The sequence below is a fragment of the Kosakonia sp. R1.Fl genome, from assembly GCF_023516815.1.
GTDB lineage: Bacteria > Pseudomonadota > Gammaproteobacteria > Enterobacterales > Enterobacteriaceae > Kosakonia.
In genome coordinates, this window is the sequence record NZ_JAMGSQ010000001.1 from 3,237,262 (window position 1) to 3,255,398 (window position 18,137).

19 protein-coding genes and 3 tRNA genes are annotated in these 18,137 nt (G+C 53.9%); 13 read left to right on the forward strand and 9 right to left on the reverse strand.

Features of this window, described 5'->3' with window-relative positions; translation table 11 throughout:
• Positions 1 to 40 precede the first annotated feature (40 nt).
• On the forward strand, positions 41 to 1,585 hold the full coding sequence (locus M8Q36_RS15160; RefSeq protein ID WP_249881426.1) for a methyl-accepting chemotaxis protein: 1,545 nt from the start codon (positions 41 to 43) through the stop codon (positions 1,583 to 1,585).
• A 330-nt stretch (positions 1,586 to 1,915) separates the two neighbouring features.
• Here M8Q36_RS15160 and M8Q36_RS15165 read toward each other — a convergent pair.
• Positions 1,916 to 1,991 (reverse strand) — tRNA-Asn (locus M8Q36_RS15165).
• A gap of 330 nt (positions 1,992 to 2,321) precedes the next feature.
• On the opposite strand from M8Q36_RS15165, the gene nac reads away from it, so the two are divergent.
• A complete protein-coding gene (nac, locus tag M8Q36_RS15170) occupies positions 2,322 to 3,239 on the forward strand; it encodes a nitrogen assimilation transcriptional regulator NAC (protein ID WP_086873058.1) in 918 nt (305 codons plus the stop codon).
• Positions 3,240 to 3,343: 104 nt separating this feature from the next.
• Positions 3,344 to 4,294, forward strand: coding sequence for an HTH-type transcriptional regulator Cbl (cbl, locus tag M8Q36_RS15175; protein WP_020454221.1), 951 nt, complete (start codon positions 3,344 to 3,346; stop codon positions 4,292 to 4,294).
• A 43-nt stretch (positions 4,295 to 4,337) separates the two neighbouring features.
• Here the strand turns inward: cbl and shiA are convergent, their stop codons facing one another.
• Both shiA and M8Q36_RS15185 read right to left on the reverse strand, forming a co-directional pair.
• Positions 4,338 to 5,663 carry a shikimate transporter gene (gene shiA, locus M8Q36_RS15180; protein WP_249881427.1) on the reverse strand — a complete coding sequence of 442 codons (1,326 nt, stop codon included), beginning with the start codon at positions 5,661 to 5,663 and terminating at the stop codon, positions 4,338 to 4,340.
• A gap of 349 nt (positions 5,664 to 6,012) precedes the next feature.
• Positions 6,013 to 6,558, reverse strand: coding sequence for a chorismate mutase (locus tag M8Q36_RS15185; RefSeq protein ID WP_249881428.1), 546 nt, complete (start codon positions 6,556 to 6,558; stop codon positions 6,013 to 6,015).
• Between the two features lie 304 nt (positions 6,559 to 6,862).
• On the opposite strand from M8Q36_RS15185, the gene M8Q36_RS15190 reads away from it, so the two are divergent.
• Positions 6,863 to 7,375, forward strand: coding sequence for a GNAT family N-acetyltransferase (locus M8Q36_RS15190; protein ID WP_249881429.1), 513 nt, complete (start codon positions 6,863 to 6,865; stop codon positions 7,373 to 7,375).
• A 59-nt stretch (positions 7,376 to 7,434) separates the two neighbouring features.
• On the opposite strand, the gene M8Q36_RS15195 is transcribed toward M8Q36_RS15190, so the two are convergent.
• Positions 7,435 to 8,226 (reverse strand): MBL fold metallo-hydrolase, encoded by a 792-nt coding sequence (locus M8Q36_RS15195; protein WP_249881430.1) that lies wholly within the window; start codon positions 8,224 to 8,226, stop codon positions 7,435 to 7,437.
• Between the two features lie 236 nt (positions 8,227 to 8,462).
• Complete coding sequence (locus tag M8Q36_RS15200) at positions 8,463 to 8,807, reverse strand: winged helix-turn-helix transcriptional regulator (protein ID WP_249881431.1); 345 nt, start codon at positions 8,805 to 8,807, stop codon at positions 8,463 to 8,465.
• A gap of 90 nt (positions 8,808 to 8,897) precedes the next feature.
• Between M8Q36_RS15200 and M8Q36_RS15205 the strand changes: the two genes are divergently transcribed.
• Complete coding sequence (locus M8Q36_RS15205; protein WP_249881432.1) at positions 8,898 to 9,224, forward strand: nuclear transport factor 2 family protein; 327 nt, start codon at positions 8,898 to 8,900, stop codon at positions 9,222 to 9,224.
• Positions 9,224 to 10,003, forward strand: coding sequence for an SDR family oxidoreductase (locus M8Q36_RS15210; RefSeq protein WP_249881433.1), 780 nt, complete (start codon positions 9,224 to 9,226; stop codon positions 10,001 to 10,003). Before M8Q36_RS15205 ends, M8Q36_RS15210 begins: the two co-directional genes overlap by 1 nt.
• 187 nt (positions 10,004 to 10,190) lie before the next feature.
• On the opposite strand, the gene M8Q36_RS15215 is transcribed toward M8Q36_RS15210, so the two are convergent.
• Together M8Q36_RS15215 and mtfA are read right to left on the reverse strand one after the other, a co-directional pair.
• A tRNA-Asn gene (locus tag M8Q36_RS15215) sits at positions 10,191 to 10,266 on the reverse strand.
• A gap of 99 nt (positions 10,267 to 10,365) precedes the next feature.
• The gene (gene mtfA, locus M8Q36_RS15220) at positions 10,366 to 11,163 is read right to left on the reverse strand and encodes a DgsA anti-repressor MtfA (RefSeq protein WP_020454212.1); all 798 of its coding nucleotides are present in this window, start codon (positions 11,161 to 11,163) and stop codon (positions 10,366 to 10,368) included.
• A gap of 93 nt (positions 11,164 to 11,256) precedes the next feature.
• On the opposite strand from mtfA, the gene M8Q36_RS15225 reads away from it, so the two are divergent.
• From M8Q36_RS15225 to M8Q36_RS15240, 4 genes are all read left to right on the forward strand, one after another.
• Positions 11,257 to 11,346 (forward strand) — tRNA-Ser (locus tag M8Q36_RS15225).
• 399 nt (positions 11,347 to 11,745) lie between these two features.
• Positions 11,746 to 12,012 carry a cell division protein DrpB gene (drpB, locus tag M8Q36_RS15230; RefSeq protein ID WP_249882781.1) on the forward strand — a complete coding sequence of 89 codons (267 nt, stop codon included), beginning with the start codon at positions 11,746 to 11,748 and terminating at the stop codon, positions 12,010 to 12,012.
• 36 nt (positions 12,013 to 12,048) lie between these two features.
• The gene (locus tag M8Q36_RS15235) at positions 12,049 to 12,747 is read left to right on the forward strand and encodes a phosphohydrolase (protein WP_249881434.1); all 699 of its coding nucleotides are present in this window, start codon (positions 12,049 to 12,051) and stop codon (positions 12,745 to 12,747) included.
• Between the two features lie 12 nt (positions 12,748 to 12,759).
• Positions 12,760 to 13,254: a very short patch repair endonuclease gene (locus M8Q36_RS15240; protein WP_249881435.1), complete on the forward strand. Its 495-nt coding sequence runs from the start codon at positions 12,760 to 12,762 to the stop codon at positions 13,252 to 13,254.
• Here the strand turns inward: M8Q36_RS15240 and yedA are convergent.
• Positions 13,229 to 14,140, reverse strand: a complete 912-nt coding sequence (yedA, locus tag M8Q36_RS15245; protein ID WP_249881436.1) for a drug/metabolite exporter YedA — start codon at positions 14,138 to 14,140, stop codon at positions 13,229 to 13,231. The genes M8Q36_RS15240 and yedA overlap by 26 nt on opposite strands.
• A gap of 176 nt (positions 14,141 to 14,316) precedes the next feature.
• On the opposite strand from yedA, the gene M8Q36_RS15250 reads away from it, so the two are divergent.
• The 3 genes from M8Q36_RS15250 (at position 14,317) to dgcQ (ending at position 17,281) form a co-directional block, all read left to right on the forward strand.
• On the forward strand, positions 14,317 to 15,228 hold the full coding sequence (locus M8Q36_RS15250; RefSeq protein WP_249881437.1) for a DUF808 domain-containing protein: 912 nt from the start codon (positions 14,317 to 14,319) through the stop codon (positions 15,226 to 15,228).
• Between the two features lie 79 nt (positions 15,229 to 15,307).
• Positions 15,308 to 15,490, forward strand: a complete 183-nt coding sequence (locus M8Q36_RS15255; protein WP_017458386.1) for a YodC family protein — start codon at positions 15,308 to 15,310, stop codon at positions 15,488 to 15,490.
• Positions 15,491 to 15,583: 93 nt separating this feature from the next.
• The gene (gene dgcQ / locus M8Q36_RS15260; protein WP_249881438.1) at positions 15,584 to 17,281 is read left to right on the forward strand and encodes a cellulose biosynthesis regulator diguanylate cyclase DgcQ; all 1,698 of its coding nucleotides are present in this window, start codon (positions 15,584 to 15,586) and stop codon (positions 17,279 to 17,281) included.
• Here the strand turns inward: dgcQ and M8Q36_RS15265 are convergent.
• Positions 17,245 to 18,075 (reverse strand): mannosyl-3-phosphoglycerate phosphatase-related protein, encoded by an 831-nt coding sequence (locus tag M8Q36_RS15265; RefSeq protein WP_249881439.1) that lies wholly within the window; start codon positions 18,073 to 18,075, stop codon positions 17,245 to 17,247. The two genes, dgcQ and M8Q36_RS15265, sit on opposite strands and share 37 nt — an antisense overlap.
• Positions 18,076 to 18,137: the final 62 nt, after the last annotated feature.

The following is an 18,137-nucleotide window of genomic DNA, read 5'->3' on the forward strand; positions in this document are numbered from 1 at the left end:
GCTGTACCCGCCATATAAAACAACAATAGGTACTCATGCCATGAAACTATCCCTCGCGCAAAAACTTTGGCTCCCTCTCATCGTGGCGCTGGTGTGCCTTGCCGGGACACTGCTCTACAGCTCTTTTACGGTCAAAGAAGACCAACTGTCACTGCGGAAAAACGAGTTGCAGCATGTTTCGCAACTGGCGCTGAGTATCGTCAAAACACAGGCCGCGCTGGTTGATAAAGGGACGATCACGCAACAGGAAGCGCAACAGCGTGCAACCCAGTTAATTAAGGATTTACGCTATGGGGAAACGGGATACTTCACGATTCTCAATACCCAGGCCGAAGTGATTATGCATCCGATCAACGCCAAGCTGATTGGTCAGGGGCCACAGATCGCGGACGCCAATGGTGCCTATATCTTCAGGGATATGGTTACTGTTACCCGTGATAATCAGGCCGGGTTTACCGCTTACGTTTTCCCCCGTCCCGGTGAGACAGAAGCTCAGCCGAAAATCGCTTACAGCATTCCGTGGACGCCCTGGGGCTGGATCATCACCACCGGTTTGTATGTGGATGATATCGACGCGGCGTTTCGGGTTTCGCTGTATCAGAACCTGATTGAATTTGTGGCTATCAGTATTTTGCTGTCGGTGATCGTCTATCTCATCAACCGGGGAACGTTGCTAGCGCTTGGGGGCGAACCTCGTTATGCCGTTGATGTCGCCGCGCGGATTGCCGCCGGGGATCTTTCGCAGACGGTGGATAAAAAAGCCGGGGATAACTCAAGCCTGATCCACGAAATGGGTGTGATGCGTGAGCAACTGACCGCCGTGATTAAAGATATCCGTGAAGGGGCGGAGATAATCAACACCAGCACTCATGATATTGTTGCAGGAAATCAACAGGTTGCCTCCCATTCTGAGCAGCAGGCGATATCACTGGAACGCACCTCGTCCAGCATGGAACAGATCACCGCCGCCGTGAAACAAAACGCGGAGAATGCCGGGCAGGCGCGCCATCTGGCGAGTGAAGCCGTGGATATCGCCTCGCGCGGCGGTGTGGTAATGCGGAGCATGAATGAAACCATGAACGGTATCTCCGAAAGCGCCGGGAAAATCGCGAGCATTATTGAGGTGGTCAATGGCATCGCGTTTCAGACCAATATTCTGGCGCTGAATGCGGCAGTTGAAGCGGCCAGAGCCGGTGAGCAGGGCAGAGGCTTCGCGGTGGTCGCAGGTGAAGTGCGCAGCTTGTCGTTGCGCAGTTCGCAGGCGGCGCAGGAAATTAAAGGGCTGGTGGAAGAGTCCGTCACTCGGGTTAACAACGGCTCGTCGCAAATCAAAATTGCCGGCAGCAGTATCGACGAGATGATTGTGGCGGTGCGGCGCGTGTCGGACATCATGTCGGAAATCTCCGTCGCGACCGACGAGCAGAGTAAAGGCATCAGCCATGTTAACGAAGCGATTGTGCAAATTGATGCGGTCACGCAGCAGAACACCGCTCTGGTTCAGCATGCGGTATCGGCGGCCAGTGCGCTGGAAGAGCAGACCCGCCGGCTGACGCAAACTGTAGCCTTTTTTAATACCGGCAGATAATCACCGCAGCAACACACTTACGGGCCTGCAGAGGGCAGGCCCGTTAATCCTTATCCCTGCCAGCCTCGTCATTACAGGCAAATCAGAAATCGCAACAACGGGAGGTCATATTCACTTTTATACTGCACGAACAGCCTTTATTCCTGAATCGGGTAAGCATAAGCCCTGAACGGCCAGCAATAGCTGAAAGAAGGAGAGGGGAAACCGCATCTGAGGCGCAAGCGCGCAGCGAACAAAGCAACGTTTTGCCTGGATGAAAGGTGAGTGGTTTATCGCGTGCGGTTGGCAGAAAAGCAAAAAGCCTGCTTAAAAAGCAGGCTTTTTTAAATCTGGCTCCTCTGACTGGACTCGAACCAGTGACATACGGATTAACAGTCCGCCGTTCTACCGACTGAACTACAGAGGAATCGTGTGAACGGGGCGAATATTAGCGATGCCCCAGAGCCTTGTCAAAGGATGGATCGTGCCGTCGCGATCGTTTGCTGACTATTTCAGCAATCTGCTGCCGGGATAAGCACTTAAGCGCGCATTTGCACCAAAACTGTGCAATGCATCCTCCATGGGGCAGCATACGAACCACTGTTTCAGTAATAATTCCCCCGCTCGTAATTAGAATCTCTTATTATCCAGCCTGTTAGCGCCTTTCGTTTTGCCTAACTAAAACTGGCAAGCATATTGCAACTCCTCTGGCTACATCACATCCGGCGTTGGCACTGGTACCCGTACAGGAGGCAAAATGAACTTAAGACGACTGAAATACTTCGTAAAAATCGTCGATATTGGAAGCCTGACTCAGGCAGCCGAAGTATTACACATTGCGCAGCCCGCGCTGAGCCAGCAGGTTGCCACTCTGGAAGGCGAGCTGGATCAGCAATTGCTTATTCGCACCAAACGCGGTGTGACGCCGACCGAAGCGGGCAAAATCCTCTACACCCATGCACGAACGATTTTGCGCCAGTGCGAACAGGCGCAACTGGCGGTAAACAATGTCGGTCAGTGCCTGCGGGGACAAGTCTCCATCGGCCTGGCACCGGGCACTGCTGCGTCTTCCGTCACCATGCCGTTGTTGCAGGCGGTGCGGACCGAGTTGCCGGAAGTTATGGTTTATCTGCATGAAAATAGCGGCTCAACGCTGAACGATAAATTGCTCAGTGGGCAACTGGATATGGCGGTGCTGTATGAACGCGCGCCTGGCGCGGGGATCAACAGCCTGCCGCTACTGAAAGAGGATCTGTATCTGGTGGGCACGCGTGACTGCCCAGGCCAGAGCGTCGATCTGACGGCGGTTGCCGATATGAATCTTTTCCTGCCGCGCGATTACAGCGCTGTCCGTTTGCGTGTTGATGAAGCCTTTTCGCTGCGTCGACTGACCGCGAAGATCATTGGCGAAATTGAGTCGATCGCCACGCTGACGGCGGCAATTGCCAGCGGAATGGGCGTGACGGTACTGCCGGAATCTGCCGCGCGTTCGCTGTGCGCCGCGACCAACGGCTGGATGGCGCGTATCACCACGCCGTCGATGAACTTGCCGTTGTCATTAAACGTTTCCGCGCGCGGCACGCTCTCGCCGCAGGCGCAAGCGGTGAAAGATATTTTAATGTCATTAGTCAGCCGCCCGGCGATGGAAAGCCACGAGTTGCAGCTGGTGAGCTAAGCATTATTCCTTAATGGAATAAGATGCTGGTTTTTATTATTTGTTCTGCCTGGCCGCAGACTTTAACAATATCGTCATGTCTGACAGGCCAGGAGCAGTGAAGGGTGAATTTCCAGCAACTCAAAATTATCCGCGAGGCGGCGCGGCGGGATTACAACCTGACCGAAGTCGCCAACATGCTTTACACATCACAATCCGGCGTGAGCCGCCATATTCGTGAGCTTGAAGAAGAGCTGGGGATTGAGATTTTTATCCGTCGCGGCAAACGTTTGTTGGGCATGACGGAACCCGGTAAAGCGCTGCTGGTGATTGCCGAGCGCATTCTTAACGAAGCGAGCAATGTGCGCAGGCTCGCCGATCTGTTTACCAATGACACCTCTGGCGTGCTGACTATTGCGACGACGCATACACAGGCACGTTACAGCTTGCCCTCGGTGATTAAAGCTTTTCGCGCGCTGTTCCCGGAAGTGCGGCTGGAGTTGATTCAGGGCACCCCACAAGAGATTGAATCTCTGCTGCATAACGGTGGCGCAGACATCGGCATTGCCAGCGAACGCTTAAGCAATGACAGCTCACTCGTGGCGTTCCCCTGGTTTCGCTGGCACCACAGTTTGCTGGTACCGGCGGATCACCCGCTGGCGCAATCCTCACCGTTAACGCTCGAAGATATCAGCCGCTGGCCGCTTATCACTTATCGCCAGGGGATAACCGGACGTTCGCGCATTGATGAAGCGTTTGGTCGCAAGGGGTTAATCCCGGATGTGGTGCTGAGCGCGCAGGATTCCGATGTTATCAAAACCTATGTCGAGCTGGGGCTGGGCGTCGGGCTGGTGGCGGAGCAATCGAGCGGCGAAAACGAAGAGGGCAAACTGGTGCGGCTCGATACGCAACACCTGTTTGATGCCAATACTGTCTGGTTAGGGTTAAAACGCGGCCAGTTACAACGAAATTATGTCTGGCGCTTTATTGAACTGTGTAACGCCGGGCTGTCGGTCGATGATATCAAACGCCAGGTGATGGAGCCGGATGAAGCGGCGATCGATTACCAGATTTAACAAGGGTCACAATAAAAAAAGCCTCCGCATGCGGAGGCTTTTTTTATTGATGCTCGTGCTGCGGTGTTTTCATCAGCATCGCTGTCAGAGCGGAGAGCAGACAGCCTGCCAGCAGATAAATGGCGACGGCATGCCACTCGCCGCCGGAAAAGTTCAGCAGTGCGGCGGCAATAAAGGGCGTAAAACCGCCGCCAACCACGCTGGCGACCTGGTAACCAACACCCGCGCCGCTGTAGCGATAACCCGCGCCGAACATTTCAGTGAACATCGGCTGCTGTACGCAAACCACCATATCGTGGGCGATATTGGCCAGCAGTAACGAGAAGATCACCACGCCGAAAATGGAGCGCGTTTCCAGTGCCATAAAGAACGGGAAGGCGCTCAGCGCGCCGATCAATGCGCCGGTGATATAGATGCGCCGCCGTCCATAACGATCCGCCAGCCAGGCGAATAACGGAATGGTCAGGCAACTAATCCCGCCGACCAGCAAACCGATATTGAGGAACAGCTCACGCGGTAAACCCAGATTTTGTGTCGAGTAATTCAGCGCAAAGGCGGTGACGATATACATGGTCAGCAGTTCGCACAGGCGCAGGGCGATAATTTTCAAAAACGCCCCTGGATGGCGAAACAGCGCTTCAAATACGGGCGGGCGTTTTTTTATTTGCGTCGGTTGTTGCGTCTGCGCTCGTTCAAACTCGGCCGATTCCGCCATGCCGTTACGCACCCACAGCGCACCAAGCACCAGTACAATGCTGAACAAGAAAGGCAGACGCCAGCCCCAGCTCAGAAACTGTTCGTTGGTGGTCAGGCTGCTGATAAGCGACACAAGACCCGTGGAGAGCAACAACCCGACGCCATATCCGACCTGAACGCCGCTGCTATAGAAGGCTTTTTTGCCGGAGGGCGCACTTTCGACAGCCAGCAGCGCCGCACCGCCCCATTCGCCGCCAACGGCGAAACCCTGAATGGCGCGCAGGATGACCAATAACGCCGGTGCCCACCAGCCGATGGTGGCAAAAGAGGGCAGAATACCAATACAGGCTGTGGCAATCCCCATCATCCAGACCGTCATCATCAGCATTCGCTTGCGACCGAGACGATCGCCGAAATGACCAAAGACAATGCCGCCGAGCGGGCGGAATAAAAATCCGACGCCAAACGTGGCGAAAGCGGCAAGCGTGCCCATTGCCGGATCTATCTGCGGGAAAAATTCGCTGTTAAACACCAGCGCGGCGGTGATGCCATACAGTAAAAAATCGAACCAGTCGACCACTGCGCCAGCGAAGCTGCCCCAGGCTGCACGGCGGGCGCGATTTAGTGGCGGTACCTCTTCATCGGGGCGGGTGGTGATGAGCGTGGAGTCCATAGTTGTTTTGTCCGTTCCTCAAAATTGCCAAATTTTCTAGTTTTAATAGGAGAAAAGGTTACTCACATCGTACGCAGCTAAAAAAGCCGCTATTGAGACTACAGCGACAGCGGACAGGTGAAAACTCTTTTGCAGAGCGGGCGGCATGAAAGGGGGAATTTAACTCAGGGGGCGTTAATGCGCAGAAGATTATTCGGTTGTTGAATGGTTCGCGTGTGTGGTATTTGGGCGGTTGATGTTACACCGCAGACGCCGGCCATAAGCCGTTAATCTTCTTATCGGATGCCCGGCCTGTCATGCGCCTGGCAGGCCAGGTATCCGTGTTATTCATTGCGTACGGCATTGATGGCTAACGTACGCGATGAATACGGCGTAAAGCGGCAAGCAGGTTGTTTTTATCCGCCTCGCTGAGATTGGGCGCCATAATTTGTGCCGACAGCCATGCGGTGTCGGCTTCAGTAAAGGCACCGGTGAGCAGCCGCTGGCTGATGGCGGTGAGCAACTGGCTATCCAGTTGATTTATCTGTTGCCGGGTTACGTCCAGACTTCTGACAGTGCTGTTGGCATCCGGTGTGGCTAACCAGTCGGCCAGATAGCGATACTGAACGGCTTTGCTGGCGTTCATCAACGCGCGAAAAAAAGGCTCCACAGAGCGGGGATCCAGACCCGCGTCCTGGGCATTTTTTACCGCTTCTGCCAGTACCTTTTGCTCCCGTTCTAGATCTTCTACGTGGGAATTGTGCTGTGCCTTGTAACTGGCGACGTCTTTCATGATCAGCATGCGTTCATTGAGCGCTGATGAAAGTGTGCTGAGCGACACCGAGGCGACGGAGCCTGCAAACACATTGCCGCACATGAACAGTGACGAAAGGAAAACAACCGCAGACTGGAACATCAACTTACCCTCCTGTCAAAACCCAAAAAAAAGCCGTTCTCGGGGAAGAACGGCGAATCGACCATCACGGCTAAAATCACTAACACGATTCATATTCTATTAGTTACGTGAATGAATTATTTCCTGTTGAGCGTTTTATGTAAGTAAATGAAACGATGTAAATAAGGTACAAAGAGTGGGGGAGCAGTATGAAAATTGTGCTGGCGCATGCGGGATGTACAATACCGGGCGCGAGATGGCGCGGGAACGCCTGACACTCTCGTGTCGCTCAGGCTTAACGCTTGTTACCTTTGGGAACATTCAGATGACAGATATCACAATCAGACCAGCGCGAAGCGAGCATTTTGCGGCGTTAAGAGCCATCGAACTTGCAGCGTTTGAAACCCTGCGCGAGGCGGGTGCAGTGAGCGGAACGCCTGTTGCTAACAGCCTGGAAGCGTTGCACCAGTTGTGCAGGGAAGGCGTGTTATTCGTCGCTTTCGCGCCGGGCGATATTCCCGTCGGGTTTGCCGGTGCCGCGATCACAGAAAACTGGCTGCACATTGCCGAAGCGGATGTTCACCCGAACTGGCAGCGGCAGGGCATTGGCCGGCGCCTGATGCACGCGCTGCTGTCGGAAGGCAAAGCGCGCGGTTTAAACGGCGCCTCGTTGACGACCGATCGTGATGCGCCCTTCAACGCGCCTTTTTACGCTTCGCTGGGTTTTGACATCGTTGAAGGCAACGCCATTTCACCCCGGCTGAAAGCGGTACTAACAGAGGAAATCCTCGCCGGGCTGGATCCGAAACGTCGGGTTGCCATGCAATTATTGTATTGAAATCAAGGGGCGCAGTGCGTTATACGCAAGCGTGCGCGAACGGATAGATAAACAACCGCTTAGCGCAGGCAAGCGATATATTTCTCACCTGATCGGCGCACAATTTCCGCAGCATGTTGCACGATCTCCCGCCCTTCAAACGCGCCGTAAAGTTTCGCGAATTTCACCGCATCCAGCCGGCGTGTCATTTCACGAACCGTCTCTGCCGGTAGCGGCAGCATATTGGGATAGCTCCACATAAAGGAGACGGCATTAGCGCCTGGCGTGACCTGAACGATATCGCCGGACAGCAACACACCGTCATCACGCGCCCAGTGAAGGACGCAGCCACCGGCAAAATGGCCGCCAAGGCGCATGATGCTCACGTCGGAGGTCAGTTGCAGGGTGTCGCCGTCCCAGAGGGTAATGTGCGGACTGTCGCGCATGATCCACTCGCGATCGCGTTCATGCAGATAAATCGGTGCGTCAAACGCGGCGGCCCAGTCTTGCATGGTGGTATAGAAATGGGGATGCGAAATAGCGATAGCCTTGAGCCCGCCCACAGAGGCGATTAGCGTCTTTGTGGCGTCGTCGAGGGTGGAAATGCAGTCCCACAGGATATTGCCCTGCGCTGTTCTCAGCAGGAAAGCGCGCTGCGCAATCGCGAAATCAGGCACGGTTTTAATGCTGAAGAGATCGCTCTCGTGTTGTTGCCATTTATTGACATGCGAGGCCAGAAGGGTGGGGAAATCAACCCACTTCTGTCCCGTTACCGGCACGAACTGGCGTTCATCTTCGCAGATATCGCACCGGTGTGGGTGAGTGTCGGTGATTGCATACGATGTGCCGCACGCGTTGCATAAGGTGATCATTATCGTCCTCTTTGTTGCGGATACGTCAGTGCTAAAGGGTTTTGCAGCGAATGGCTTCTTTTTGCCGGGCGATGCCCGCGCCATTATTTGAATAACAACATCTTTAGCATGGCACATTGCGGTCGCGGTATGTGCTGGAGAGTGCGGCCAAAAAAAGAAGAAATGCCCGCTGCGCGACAGAACGGTTCAGCGCGCAGCAGGCTGGGGCAGAACGAAGGAAAAGGTGATTGCCGGATTTACGGCGCGTTCGGTGGGAAGGTGTCGCGTTTTTCTGCCCATTTCAGCATGGCATCCAGCGCCGGGCACAGAGCCTGGCCCCACTCTGTCAGCCGGTATTCCACCTTCGGCGGGATCTGCGGATAGACCTTGCGCGACACGATGCCATCCGCTTCAAGCTGCCTTAGTTGTTGGCTCAACATCTTTTGCGAAATGCCCGGAATAAGCCTGCTGAAATCGGAGTAGCGCTGAACTTTTCCATCAAATAAATGAAACAGGATGACCAGCTTCCAGCGGCCTTCCAGTAATCGCAGCACCTGTTCGACGCCAAGCGCGGCGGTATCGGGGGTATAAATCTTACTCATAAGCCTGTTACTAACTTTTTTGTGCGTTCTTGATGATTTGACACTATATGGTGAAAATGAGAGCACCGCAAACCGAAGGAGCCTCTCATCATGTCTTTGTCACTACCCGACGCTGTTGCTACCTACTTCGCCATCAGCAATGGCGCAGATATCGCCAACGTTAACCACTGTTTTACGCCTGATGCCGTGGTTATCGATGAACATAAGACCCATCGCGGCCTTGTCGCTATCCAGGCCTGGCAACGCGACGTGCAGAGTGCGTTTGAGTACACCGTTGAACCGATCCGGGTTGCTGATGAGGGAACACGGTTAACGGTGACCTCGCATGTGGCGGGCAATTTTCCCGGCAGCCCGGTGCAACTTAGCCATGCGTTCACTTTGCTGGACGGGAAGATTGCCGCACTGGAGATCGTCTGATGAGCATGAATCTGAACTTACAAGGAAAACGCGTTCTGGTCACGGCGGGCACTAAAGGTGTCGGAAAGGCGGTTGTTGGTCTGTTTCATGAACAGGGGGCAAAAGTGTTAACCACCGCGCGGATCCAGCCTGATGAATCGTTAGCGGATCACTTTGTGGCGGCCGATCTGACAACGGTTGAAGGTTGTCAGCGCGTCGCGCGGGCGGTGCAGAGCCGCTTTGGCGGCGTAGACATTATTGTTCATGTTGTTGGCGGCTCGACAGCGCCCGCGGGTGGTTTTGCGGCGTTAGGCGAAGAGGAATGGCAGCAGGAACTGAATCTTAATCTGCTGCCTGCGGTTCGGCTCGACAGAGTGCTTTTACCCGGCATGCTCGCGCAGGGAGCGGGGGTTATTATTCATGTCACCTCTATCCAGCGCGAACTGCCGTTGCCGGAATCGACAACAGCGTATGCCGCGGCAAAGGCTGCACTCTCTACCTACAGTAAAAGCCTGTCGAAAGAGGTGTCACCAAAAGGGATCCGCGTGCTGCGTGTCGCACCCGGCTGGATTGAAACGGAAGCCTCTGTCGCGCTGGCTGAACGGCTCGCGCATCAGGCAGGAACGGATTATGAAGGCGGCAAGAAAATCATCATGGATTCGCTCGGTGGCATCCCGCTGGGGCGCCCGTCAAAACCGGTGGAAGTGGCGAATCTCATTGTGTTCCTCGCTTCATCCTGCGCGGCGGCAATCACGGGTACGGAGTACGTTATTGATGGCGGCACAGTACCCACCGCGTAATCGCGACGACGATGGCGCGTGAAGTCTGTGTGCCGGCGGCTGTTTATTCTCTCGCGCGAGCTGGAATGTGCGTAAATCAGGCCGCTCGCTGTACGGAAAAAGAGAAGTAACGGCTGAAGGGAACGGGGCAACACGTTGCCAGGCCTGAAAAGCAAAAAGCCTGCTTAAAAGCAGGCTTTTCTGAATCTGGCTCCTCTGACTGGACTCGAACCAGTGACATACGGATTAACAGTCCGCCGTTCTACCGACTGAACTACAGAGGAATCGTGTGAACGGGGCGCATACTACTGGCCCCGTACTTGAGTGTCAACACTAAATTTAACGCACTGATTCAACTGGCGAATTAAAACACAGGCGGCGTTTTAATGTACCTGCCTTGCGCTTTCGTTATCGCAGCCCGCCTGCCCGCGCAGACGGCTTAGTGGATCCTGGCCATAGAAATGGCAGAAGCGCTGCCACAGCGCCGGGAAGCGGGGAGCAAACAGCTCAGGCGCGCTAAAGAAATACTCGGAAAGCACGGCGAAACACTCTGCCGGATCGGTTGCCGCGTAGGCGTCAATGCTGGCTGCGCTTTCGCCAACCAGATCGATCTCATCCTGAATGTTGTCCATCGCGGCGCGCAGATCGTGTTCCCAGCCTGCCACTTCGCGCAGCGGAATCAGTGGAATGCCGCTGGCGCGATCGCCGTTGCGCGTATCCAGTTTATGCGCCACTTCATGAATAATGAGATTGAAGCCAGAAGCGTCGAACGAATCCTGAATATCCAGCCAGTTCAGGATGATGGGGCCTTGTTGCCAGCTCTGCCCGGACTGGACCACGCGTTGATTGTGCACCAGACCAATGTCGTCTTCCCACTCGTCATCAACAACAAACGGCGCCGGGTAGATCAGCACTTCGTGGAAGCCATCCAGCCATTCAAGACCAAGCTCCAGCACCGGCAGGCAAAACAGTAAGCCGATGCGCGCGCTTTTCAGCGCATCCAGATCGAATCCTTGCAACGGAACCAGGCGTTTTTGCTGCAAAAAGCGGTCAGCCAGATGAACAAGTTTCTCTTGTTCCTCCGGCGACAAATTTGCTAACACAGGGGCATTTAACGCTTCTTCCCAGGGGTATTCTGCGCCTTCGGCAGATTCCCTTGTCTTCCAGGGCCACTTAATCATCGTTTTGCTCGCAAACTCGCCACTTGAACCAAATTAACGGGACAGGGTCTGTTAAAATGCCAAATTACCTGGCATCATGGCAACCATCTGAACGGAGAGATGCCGGAGCGGCTGAACGGGACGGTCTCGAAAACCGTAGTTGGGGCAACTCAACCGGGGGTTCAAATCCCCCTCTCTCCGCCATTATTCAAACAGTTACGCGCTTCGCTTTCAACGACTCCCGTCACAGTTGCTTTTCCACTCTTGCATTTGCACATTTTATAACCTTTTCTTAACATAATTGATAGAAATGAATGCCGCTTTTATCATTAATTTTTGGAGCGTTTCCGCGCGGTCTGAAAATGTCACTCTAAATGCACTAATTACACTTTTTCTTATTAATTTTTATCCCGTTACGTCTGTTTGTCATTTACGCATGGCACACTCATTCGCGGTTTGCGACCGTTGCGGGTGAGGGGATTCATCAGTCTCGCTGATATATCTTTAAAATTCATCAACTGACGATATGATGAGAAAGTTGTCACATTTATGTCGGGACAATTTCATTTCTTTCATCCCTTAACCCATGCGGAAAAAATCATTATGGACGATAAAGCGGTGCGTAGCCTCGGTGGCAAACTGGCACTCTGGGTGTTCTGGATTTTCTGCGTCTATTTTATCTGGTCTGTGCTAAACGATATCTGGCCAGTCAGCCAGACAAATTTGCCTGCCGGATTTAATACTGGCACGGTGGGTACCGCGACCGGGAACTGGCTGAACTCTGTTTTTGGCGTGCTGGTGTTAGCCGTCGTGGGTGCGATACTTGGCGCTATTGCCTGGTATACACGTCCGCAGGATCCGGATGCCTGAAACAGCAGGTAAGGGCTTTCATTAACGGGAACAAGAATGAATGTAATCGACTGGCAGCACCGTTTTGACCAATGGATTTCTCAGCATTTTAACCACGGCGACGCCGCGCATGACGTCTCACACTTTCGCCGGGTCTGGAAAACAGCACAAACGCTAATGCAAGGCCAGCAGGTTGATGCGCTGGTGGTGCTCACCGCCTGTTATTTCCATGACATTGTGAGCTTTGCCAAAAATCACCCGCAGCGTCACCAGTCTTCAGTCATGGCGGCAGAAAAAACGGCGGCTATTCTCGAAAGCGAGTTTCCTGATTTCCCGCAAAACGCGGTGGCTGGCGTACGCCATGCCATTGAAGCGCACAGCTTCAGCGCCGGCATTGCGCCGCAAACGCTGGAGGCGAAAATTGTTCAGGATGCCGATCGGCTGGAATCGCTTGGAGCGATTGGCCTTGCACGCGTTTTTGCCGTTTCCGGCTCAATGGGAGCGGCCTTATTCGATGGCGAAGATCCGTTTGCCGCCGAACGTGAACTGGATGATAAAGCCTTCGCCCTCGATCATTTTCGTTGCAAATTGCTGAAATTACCCGCCACCATGCAGACTGAACAAGGGCGTAAACTCGCCGAACACAACGCGGATTTTTTAGTGCACTTTATGGCGAAACTCAGCGCCGAACTGCAAGGCGATCACCAGCGCGTGGATGAAGAGGTGCTGCGCCGCTTTGGTTTTCATCTGGCCTGACGGAGACGCGTAATGGCGGATGTGCATGATAAAGCAACGCGCAGTAAAAATATGCGCGCCATCGGCACAAAGGATACGGCGATTGAAAAGCGGCTTGCCGCATGTCTTCTTTCACTGGAACTCGATTTTCGTGTCCAGGACGCCGCCTTGCCGGGGCGGCCTGATTTTGTGCTCGACGATTATCGCTGCGTTATCTTTACCCACGGTTGCTTCTGGCATCACCACACCTGTTATCTGTTCAAAGTGCCTGCCACGCGCACGGATTTCTGGCTGGAAAAGATTGGCAAAAATGTTGAACGCGATGCACGCGACACGGCGTTGTTGCTGGAGCAGGGCTGGCGAGTGCTGGTGGTCTGGGAGTGTGCGCTGCGGGGGCGGTTAAAACTTAGCGACGAGGCGCTATGTGAACGGCTGGAGGAGTGGATCTGCGAAGGGCAACAGACTGCGCAGATCGACACTCAGGGTATTCATGCGATGGCGGTTACTTCTCTGTCTCGCAAGGCGTAACTCCCGGGCGCGCCGGAAGGAGATATTTACCCAATGTCACCAGCACCACCGCCATAATAATGATGCCCAACGCCAGCCATTCCACAGACGAGAGATGTTCCCCGCCAAAGCTCGTGCCGAGCAGCACGGCGACAACCGGATTGACATACGCATAGCTGGTGGCAACGGCAGGCGAGACGTTGCGGATCAGGTACATATAGGCGTTGATAGCGATAATGGAGCCAAATAGCGCCAGATAACCGACGGCAAAGAAACCGGACAGTGGCGGTACTGCGCTCAGGCGCTCGCCGCTTAATGCCGAAGCCGCTAACAACACAATGCCTGCGGCCAGCATTTCGATTGCGCCCGCCATCATTCCGCCCGGCAGTTCAATGCGCGAACCGTATACCGAGCCGAATGCCCAGCTTAGCGAACCGACCAGAATCAACACAGCGCCCCACGGATTACCGCTTAAATTCCCGCCACTATTAAGCAAAACAATGCCTGCCAGACCAATGGCAATGCCAAACCACTCAAGTTTTCGCGTTTTAATGCCGAAAAAATGACTGAAACACAAGGTAAATAGCGGAACGGTCGCCACAACAACAGCGGCAATTCCTGATGGCACATTTTGGTGTTCGGCGACGGTCACAAACCCATTGCCCACTGCCAGTAGTAGCACGCCAATCAGCGCGGCATTAAGCGTCGGACGAAGTGGCGGCAATTTATGGCCGGTCAGTAATAAGACGCTGGTCAGAATGACGCCCGCAGATAAAAAGCGTGTCCCGGCCAGCATAAACGGCGGCCAGCTTTCAACGCCAATGCGAATAACAAAGTACGTGGAACCCCAAATAATATAGAGCGCGAAAAGCGCGCCAATAAGCGGTAAAACTTGCCTGAAACGCATAACCCACCACGGCAAAAGATAAGAGGCTTATAGTAAACGTTAAAACTATCGGCCTGGCGAGTGGTTAATTGCGAAAGAAGTGTTAAATTTTTGTTGACTCAAGGAGGTGATTTTCGTCCCGGACTTTTTCCATCATACTGAGAAGCGTGACATCATAAATTCAAAAGGAAGATATTTTGGCAGGAAGTAGTTTATTAACATTACTCGATGATATTGCGACGTTGCTGGATGATATTTCAGTGATGGGCAAACTGGCGGCGAAAAAGACTGCCGGTGTGCTGGGCGACGATCTTTCGCTTAACGCGCAGCAGGTCACCGGCGTGCGCGCCAACCGCGAATTGCCGGTGGTGTGGAGCGTCGCGCGTGGATCATTGCTGAATAAGGTGATTCTCGTGCCGCTGGCGTTACTGATTAGCGCTTTTATCCCGTGGGCCATTACACCGCTGTTGATGCTTGGCGGCGCGTTTTTATGCTTTGAAGGTGTGGAGAAAGTGCTGCACACGTTTGAAGCGCGTAAACATAAAGAGAGCCCGGAAGCCCGCCAGCAGCGTCTGGAGGCGCTGGCGGCGCAAGATCCGCAGCAGTTCGAGAAAGATAAAATCAAAGGCGCGGTGCGCACCGATTTTATTCTCTCTGCCGAGATTGTCGCTATCACCCTTGGCATCGTTGCCGACGCGCCTTTGCTAAACCAGGTGCTGATCCTGTCGGGCATCGCGGTGCTGGTTACCATTGGTGTTTACGGGCTGGTGGGCATCATTGTTAAGCTCGATGATATGGGCTACTGGCTGGTGAAGAAACCGGGCGTTCTGACGCAAGGGCTGGGGAAAGGGTTGTTATTCACCGCGCCCTGGCTCATGAAGATCCTGTCTGTTGTCGGTACGCTGGCAATGTTTCTTGTCGGTGGCGGGATTGTGGTTCACGGCATTGCGCCGTTACATCATGCTATCGAGCAATTCGCCACAAACCAGCCTGCACTGCTGCAAGCGCTGGCACCGATGGTGGCCAACCTGGTGCTGGGCTTTGTGATTGGTGCCGTTGTGGTTGCGGTGATGAAAGGTGTGGAACGTTTACGTGGCGGTGAAAAATAAAATCTCGCGGCAAGGATTACGCAAATTTAAGCAACTTCGTCTAAGGTGAAAAAGTTTCGCCCTGATACCGGAGGCAAGAATGGTCTTTTTGGTCAGCGATGAAGTGCAGAGTAAAAAGGGTGGTCCGCTCATGATTGTTACCGGTTATGCCAGTGGTATGGTTGAGTGCCGCTGGTATGACGGCTACGGCGTCAAACGGGAAGCCTTTCGTGAAGATGAGCTAATGCCTGGCAACAGGCGGCGGATCCACGAAGAAGCGTAACCACAAAAACGCCCGGCATTGCTGGGCGTTTTTATTGCCGGATTACACGCGAGCGGGGCGAAAGAGCATTCACAGACATCTCAGGGAGCCCGTGTGCGGCAGAACCGTGTCGTAAAACAGCCCAGGTCGTTTAAACAACTGCAGCGCTATTTTGTTCCGGCTCAGGTGGTAAACCTTTGCTTTGTGATCGTGATGGTGTGTTCAACGCTACTGACGTGGCGTGAAGTCATTGTGCTGCAGGGGGCTTATGTCGCCAGCCAGCGTAGCGCGCTGGAAAACGTCAGTAATGCTCTGGATATGCAGATTCAGGTCGGCGTAGACCGGTTACTTTTTTTCCGAAATGGTATGCAGGCCGCGCTGCAAAAGCCGTTGGGATTTGAGGCACTAAATTCCGTGCAGGGTGAGTTTGATCGTAAACGCGCCTTACCGTACTGGCAGATTGGCCTGGATAATAGCCGGACGCTGCCTATTTACGGCGTTTCTGATTCTTTAGTTGAACAGAGTGGGCTGCTGCGTCGCGACGAGGAACGTTTACACGACGAACTCATGGCGGCGATGGAGCTTGGGTATCTGTTTCGTCTCTCCTCTGAGGCCGCCATGCTGCCGCGTCAGGCTTATTATTTCTCGCGCGCCGGTTTTTTTCTCTCCACACGCGCTGTGGATCGCGAGCAGGACATTATTTCTACCTACTACCGCTTATTAACGCGCCCATGGTTTAGCGGCCAACAGCAACAGGAAAATCGTGCGCGAGGCGTTCGCTGGTTCACGCTTTTAACCAACCCGGAAAATAACAGTTTTGTCGCCGCCAGCGTGCCGCTCGATTATCAGCATTACTGGTACGGCGTGCTGGTAATGAGCTTTCCGCTGAGTGCAATTAAGCCGTTACTGATTGATGAACAACTCCAGCAAGATGGTGGGGAATATCAGCTTTACGATAATCATTTCCGCCTGCTTATCAGTACGCAACCACGGCAGAATGCCAGCGTTGAGTTTAATCAGGATGAGATCGCTAAGCTACAAGCCGACATGGCGCACGATACCGTCGGTGGCCTGCATTTGGGTACCCGTTATGTGAGCTGGCAAAAGCTTAAACATTTTGGTGGCGTCCTGCTGCGTGTTCACTCTTTGCGTGAAGGCCTCTCCGGAGATTTCGGGCGTATCAGCATTGCGCTCTCGCTGCTGTGGGTGCTGTTTACCGGCATGCTGCTCTTTTCCTGGGTGGTGATCCGCAGAATGGTGACCAACTTGTATAGCATGCAACACACGCTGCAATGGCAGGCGTGGTTTGACCCGCTGACCCGCCTTTATAATCGGGGATCGTTCTTTGAGCAGGCGAAAGTGTTATCAGAAGAGGCGCGGGTGCAGGGGCGACCTTTCTCGATTATTCAGCTTGATATTGACCATTTTAAGGGCGTCAACGACCAGTTCGGTCATCAGGCCGGTGATTTGGTGTTATCCCACGCCGCCGGGCTTATCAGCAGCTCCATCCGAGAGCAGGATGTCGCCGGTCGCGTCGGCGGCGAAGAGTTCTGTATTTTATTACCGGACAGCACGCTTGAGCAGGCAGTACAGGTTGCCGAGCACATCCGTTCACGCATTGAAAGTAAAGAGATCCTGATCCACAAGCGTACAACGTTGCGCATTACTGTCTCGCTCGGCGTAAGCGCTGCGCAGGAAAGCGGCAATTACGATTTTGAATACCTGCAATCCATTGCCGATAGCCGCTTATACCTGGCAAAAAACAGTGGTCGCAATCAAGTCTGTTCAGTCGATGTGATCCCAAACAGGTGATCGAGGCCTTCGCGCCAGCCCGCCGCTCCCTCTTGTTGTGTATGATAAACCCGTGGCGGGCTATCCTGGCGCAGCCTTACCCCCTCACGATTAAGACCTTTTACCACCACGGCGTAGTCAACGTTATCAAGTAGCGGCGCATCGTTTGGTCCATCACCCAGCCCGACCGTGACGGCGCGTTTGCCCTGGTAATGGCGATATTGCCGGGTGAGCCAATTTACGGCCTGATCTTTTCCGCCGCGCTCATCCAGCACATGCCAGAATCGTGCCCCCTGAACAACACGTAAGCCCAGTTGCGCCAGCGCATCATCAAAGGCGTTCATGCGCTCATCGCTGTCGCGCCAGATCAGCGTTTCAGAGGCTTCCTGCAACTTAGCGAGGTTAGCCTGCGCAGGCGTAAGACCTGTTAACTCAGCAAGAACATGTTCATCCAGCTCTGTAAAAGTGGTGAATTTCCAGCCATTGCTCAGGCGTAATTGGGTCAGCACACGGGCGATTTCGGCATGGGGGGAACCGGTAATAATCCGTGGGTAGTCGTCGTGATCTTGCCAGTGTTCATCTAACTGAATCACCGCGCCGTTTTCGGCAATAAAGGGCAGGCCCTGCAGTTGCAGCATGTTTTGCACAGCTACCATTTCTGCCGCCGTTTTGCTGCTACAGAGGATCACCGGTATCTGCCGCTGGCGCAGGCGAGCAAGCCACTGGGCAGCAGGTTGCCATTCACCCGTGTGGCTATCCAGCAGTGTTCCTTCTATGTCAGTAAAGATCAGTAATGGGTCGTCCAGGCTCGGCATAGTGAGCTCCTTTGGCAGTATGAGTCGGGAGACTTTTGTCGCGCATTGTATGCAGTAGAATA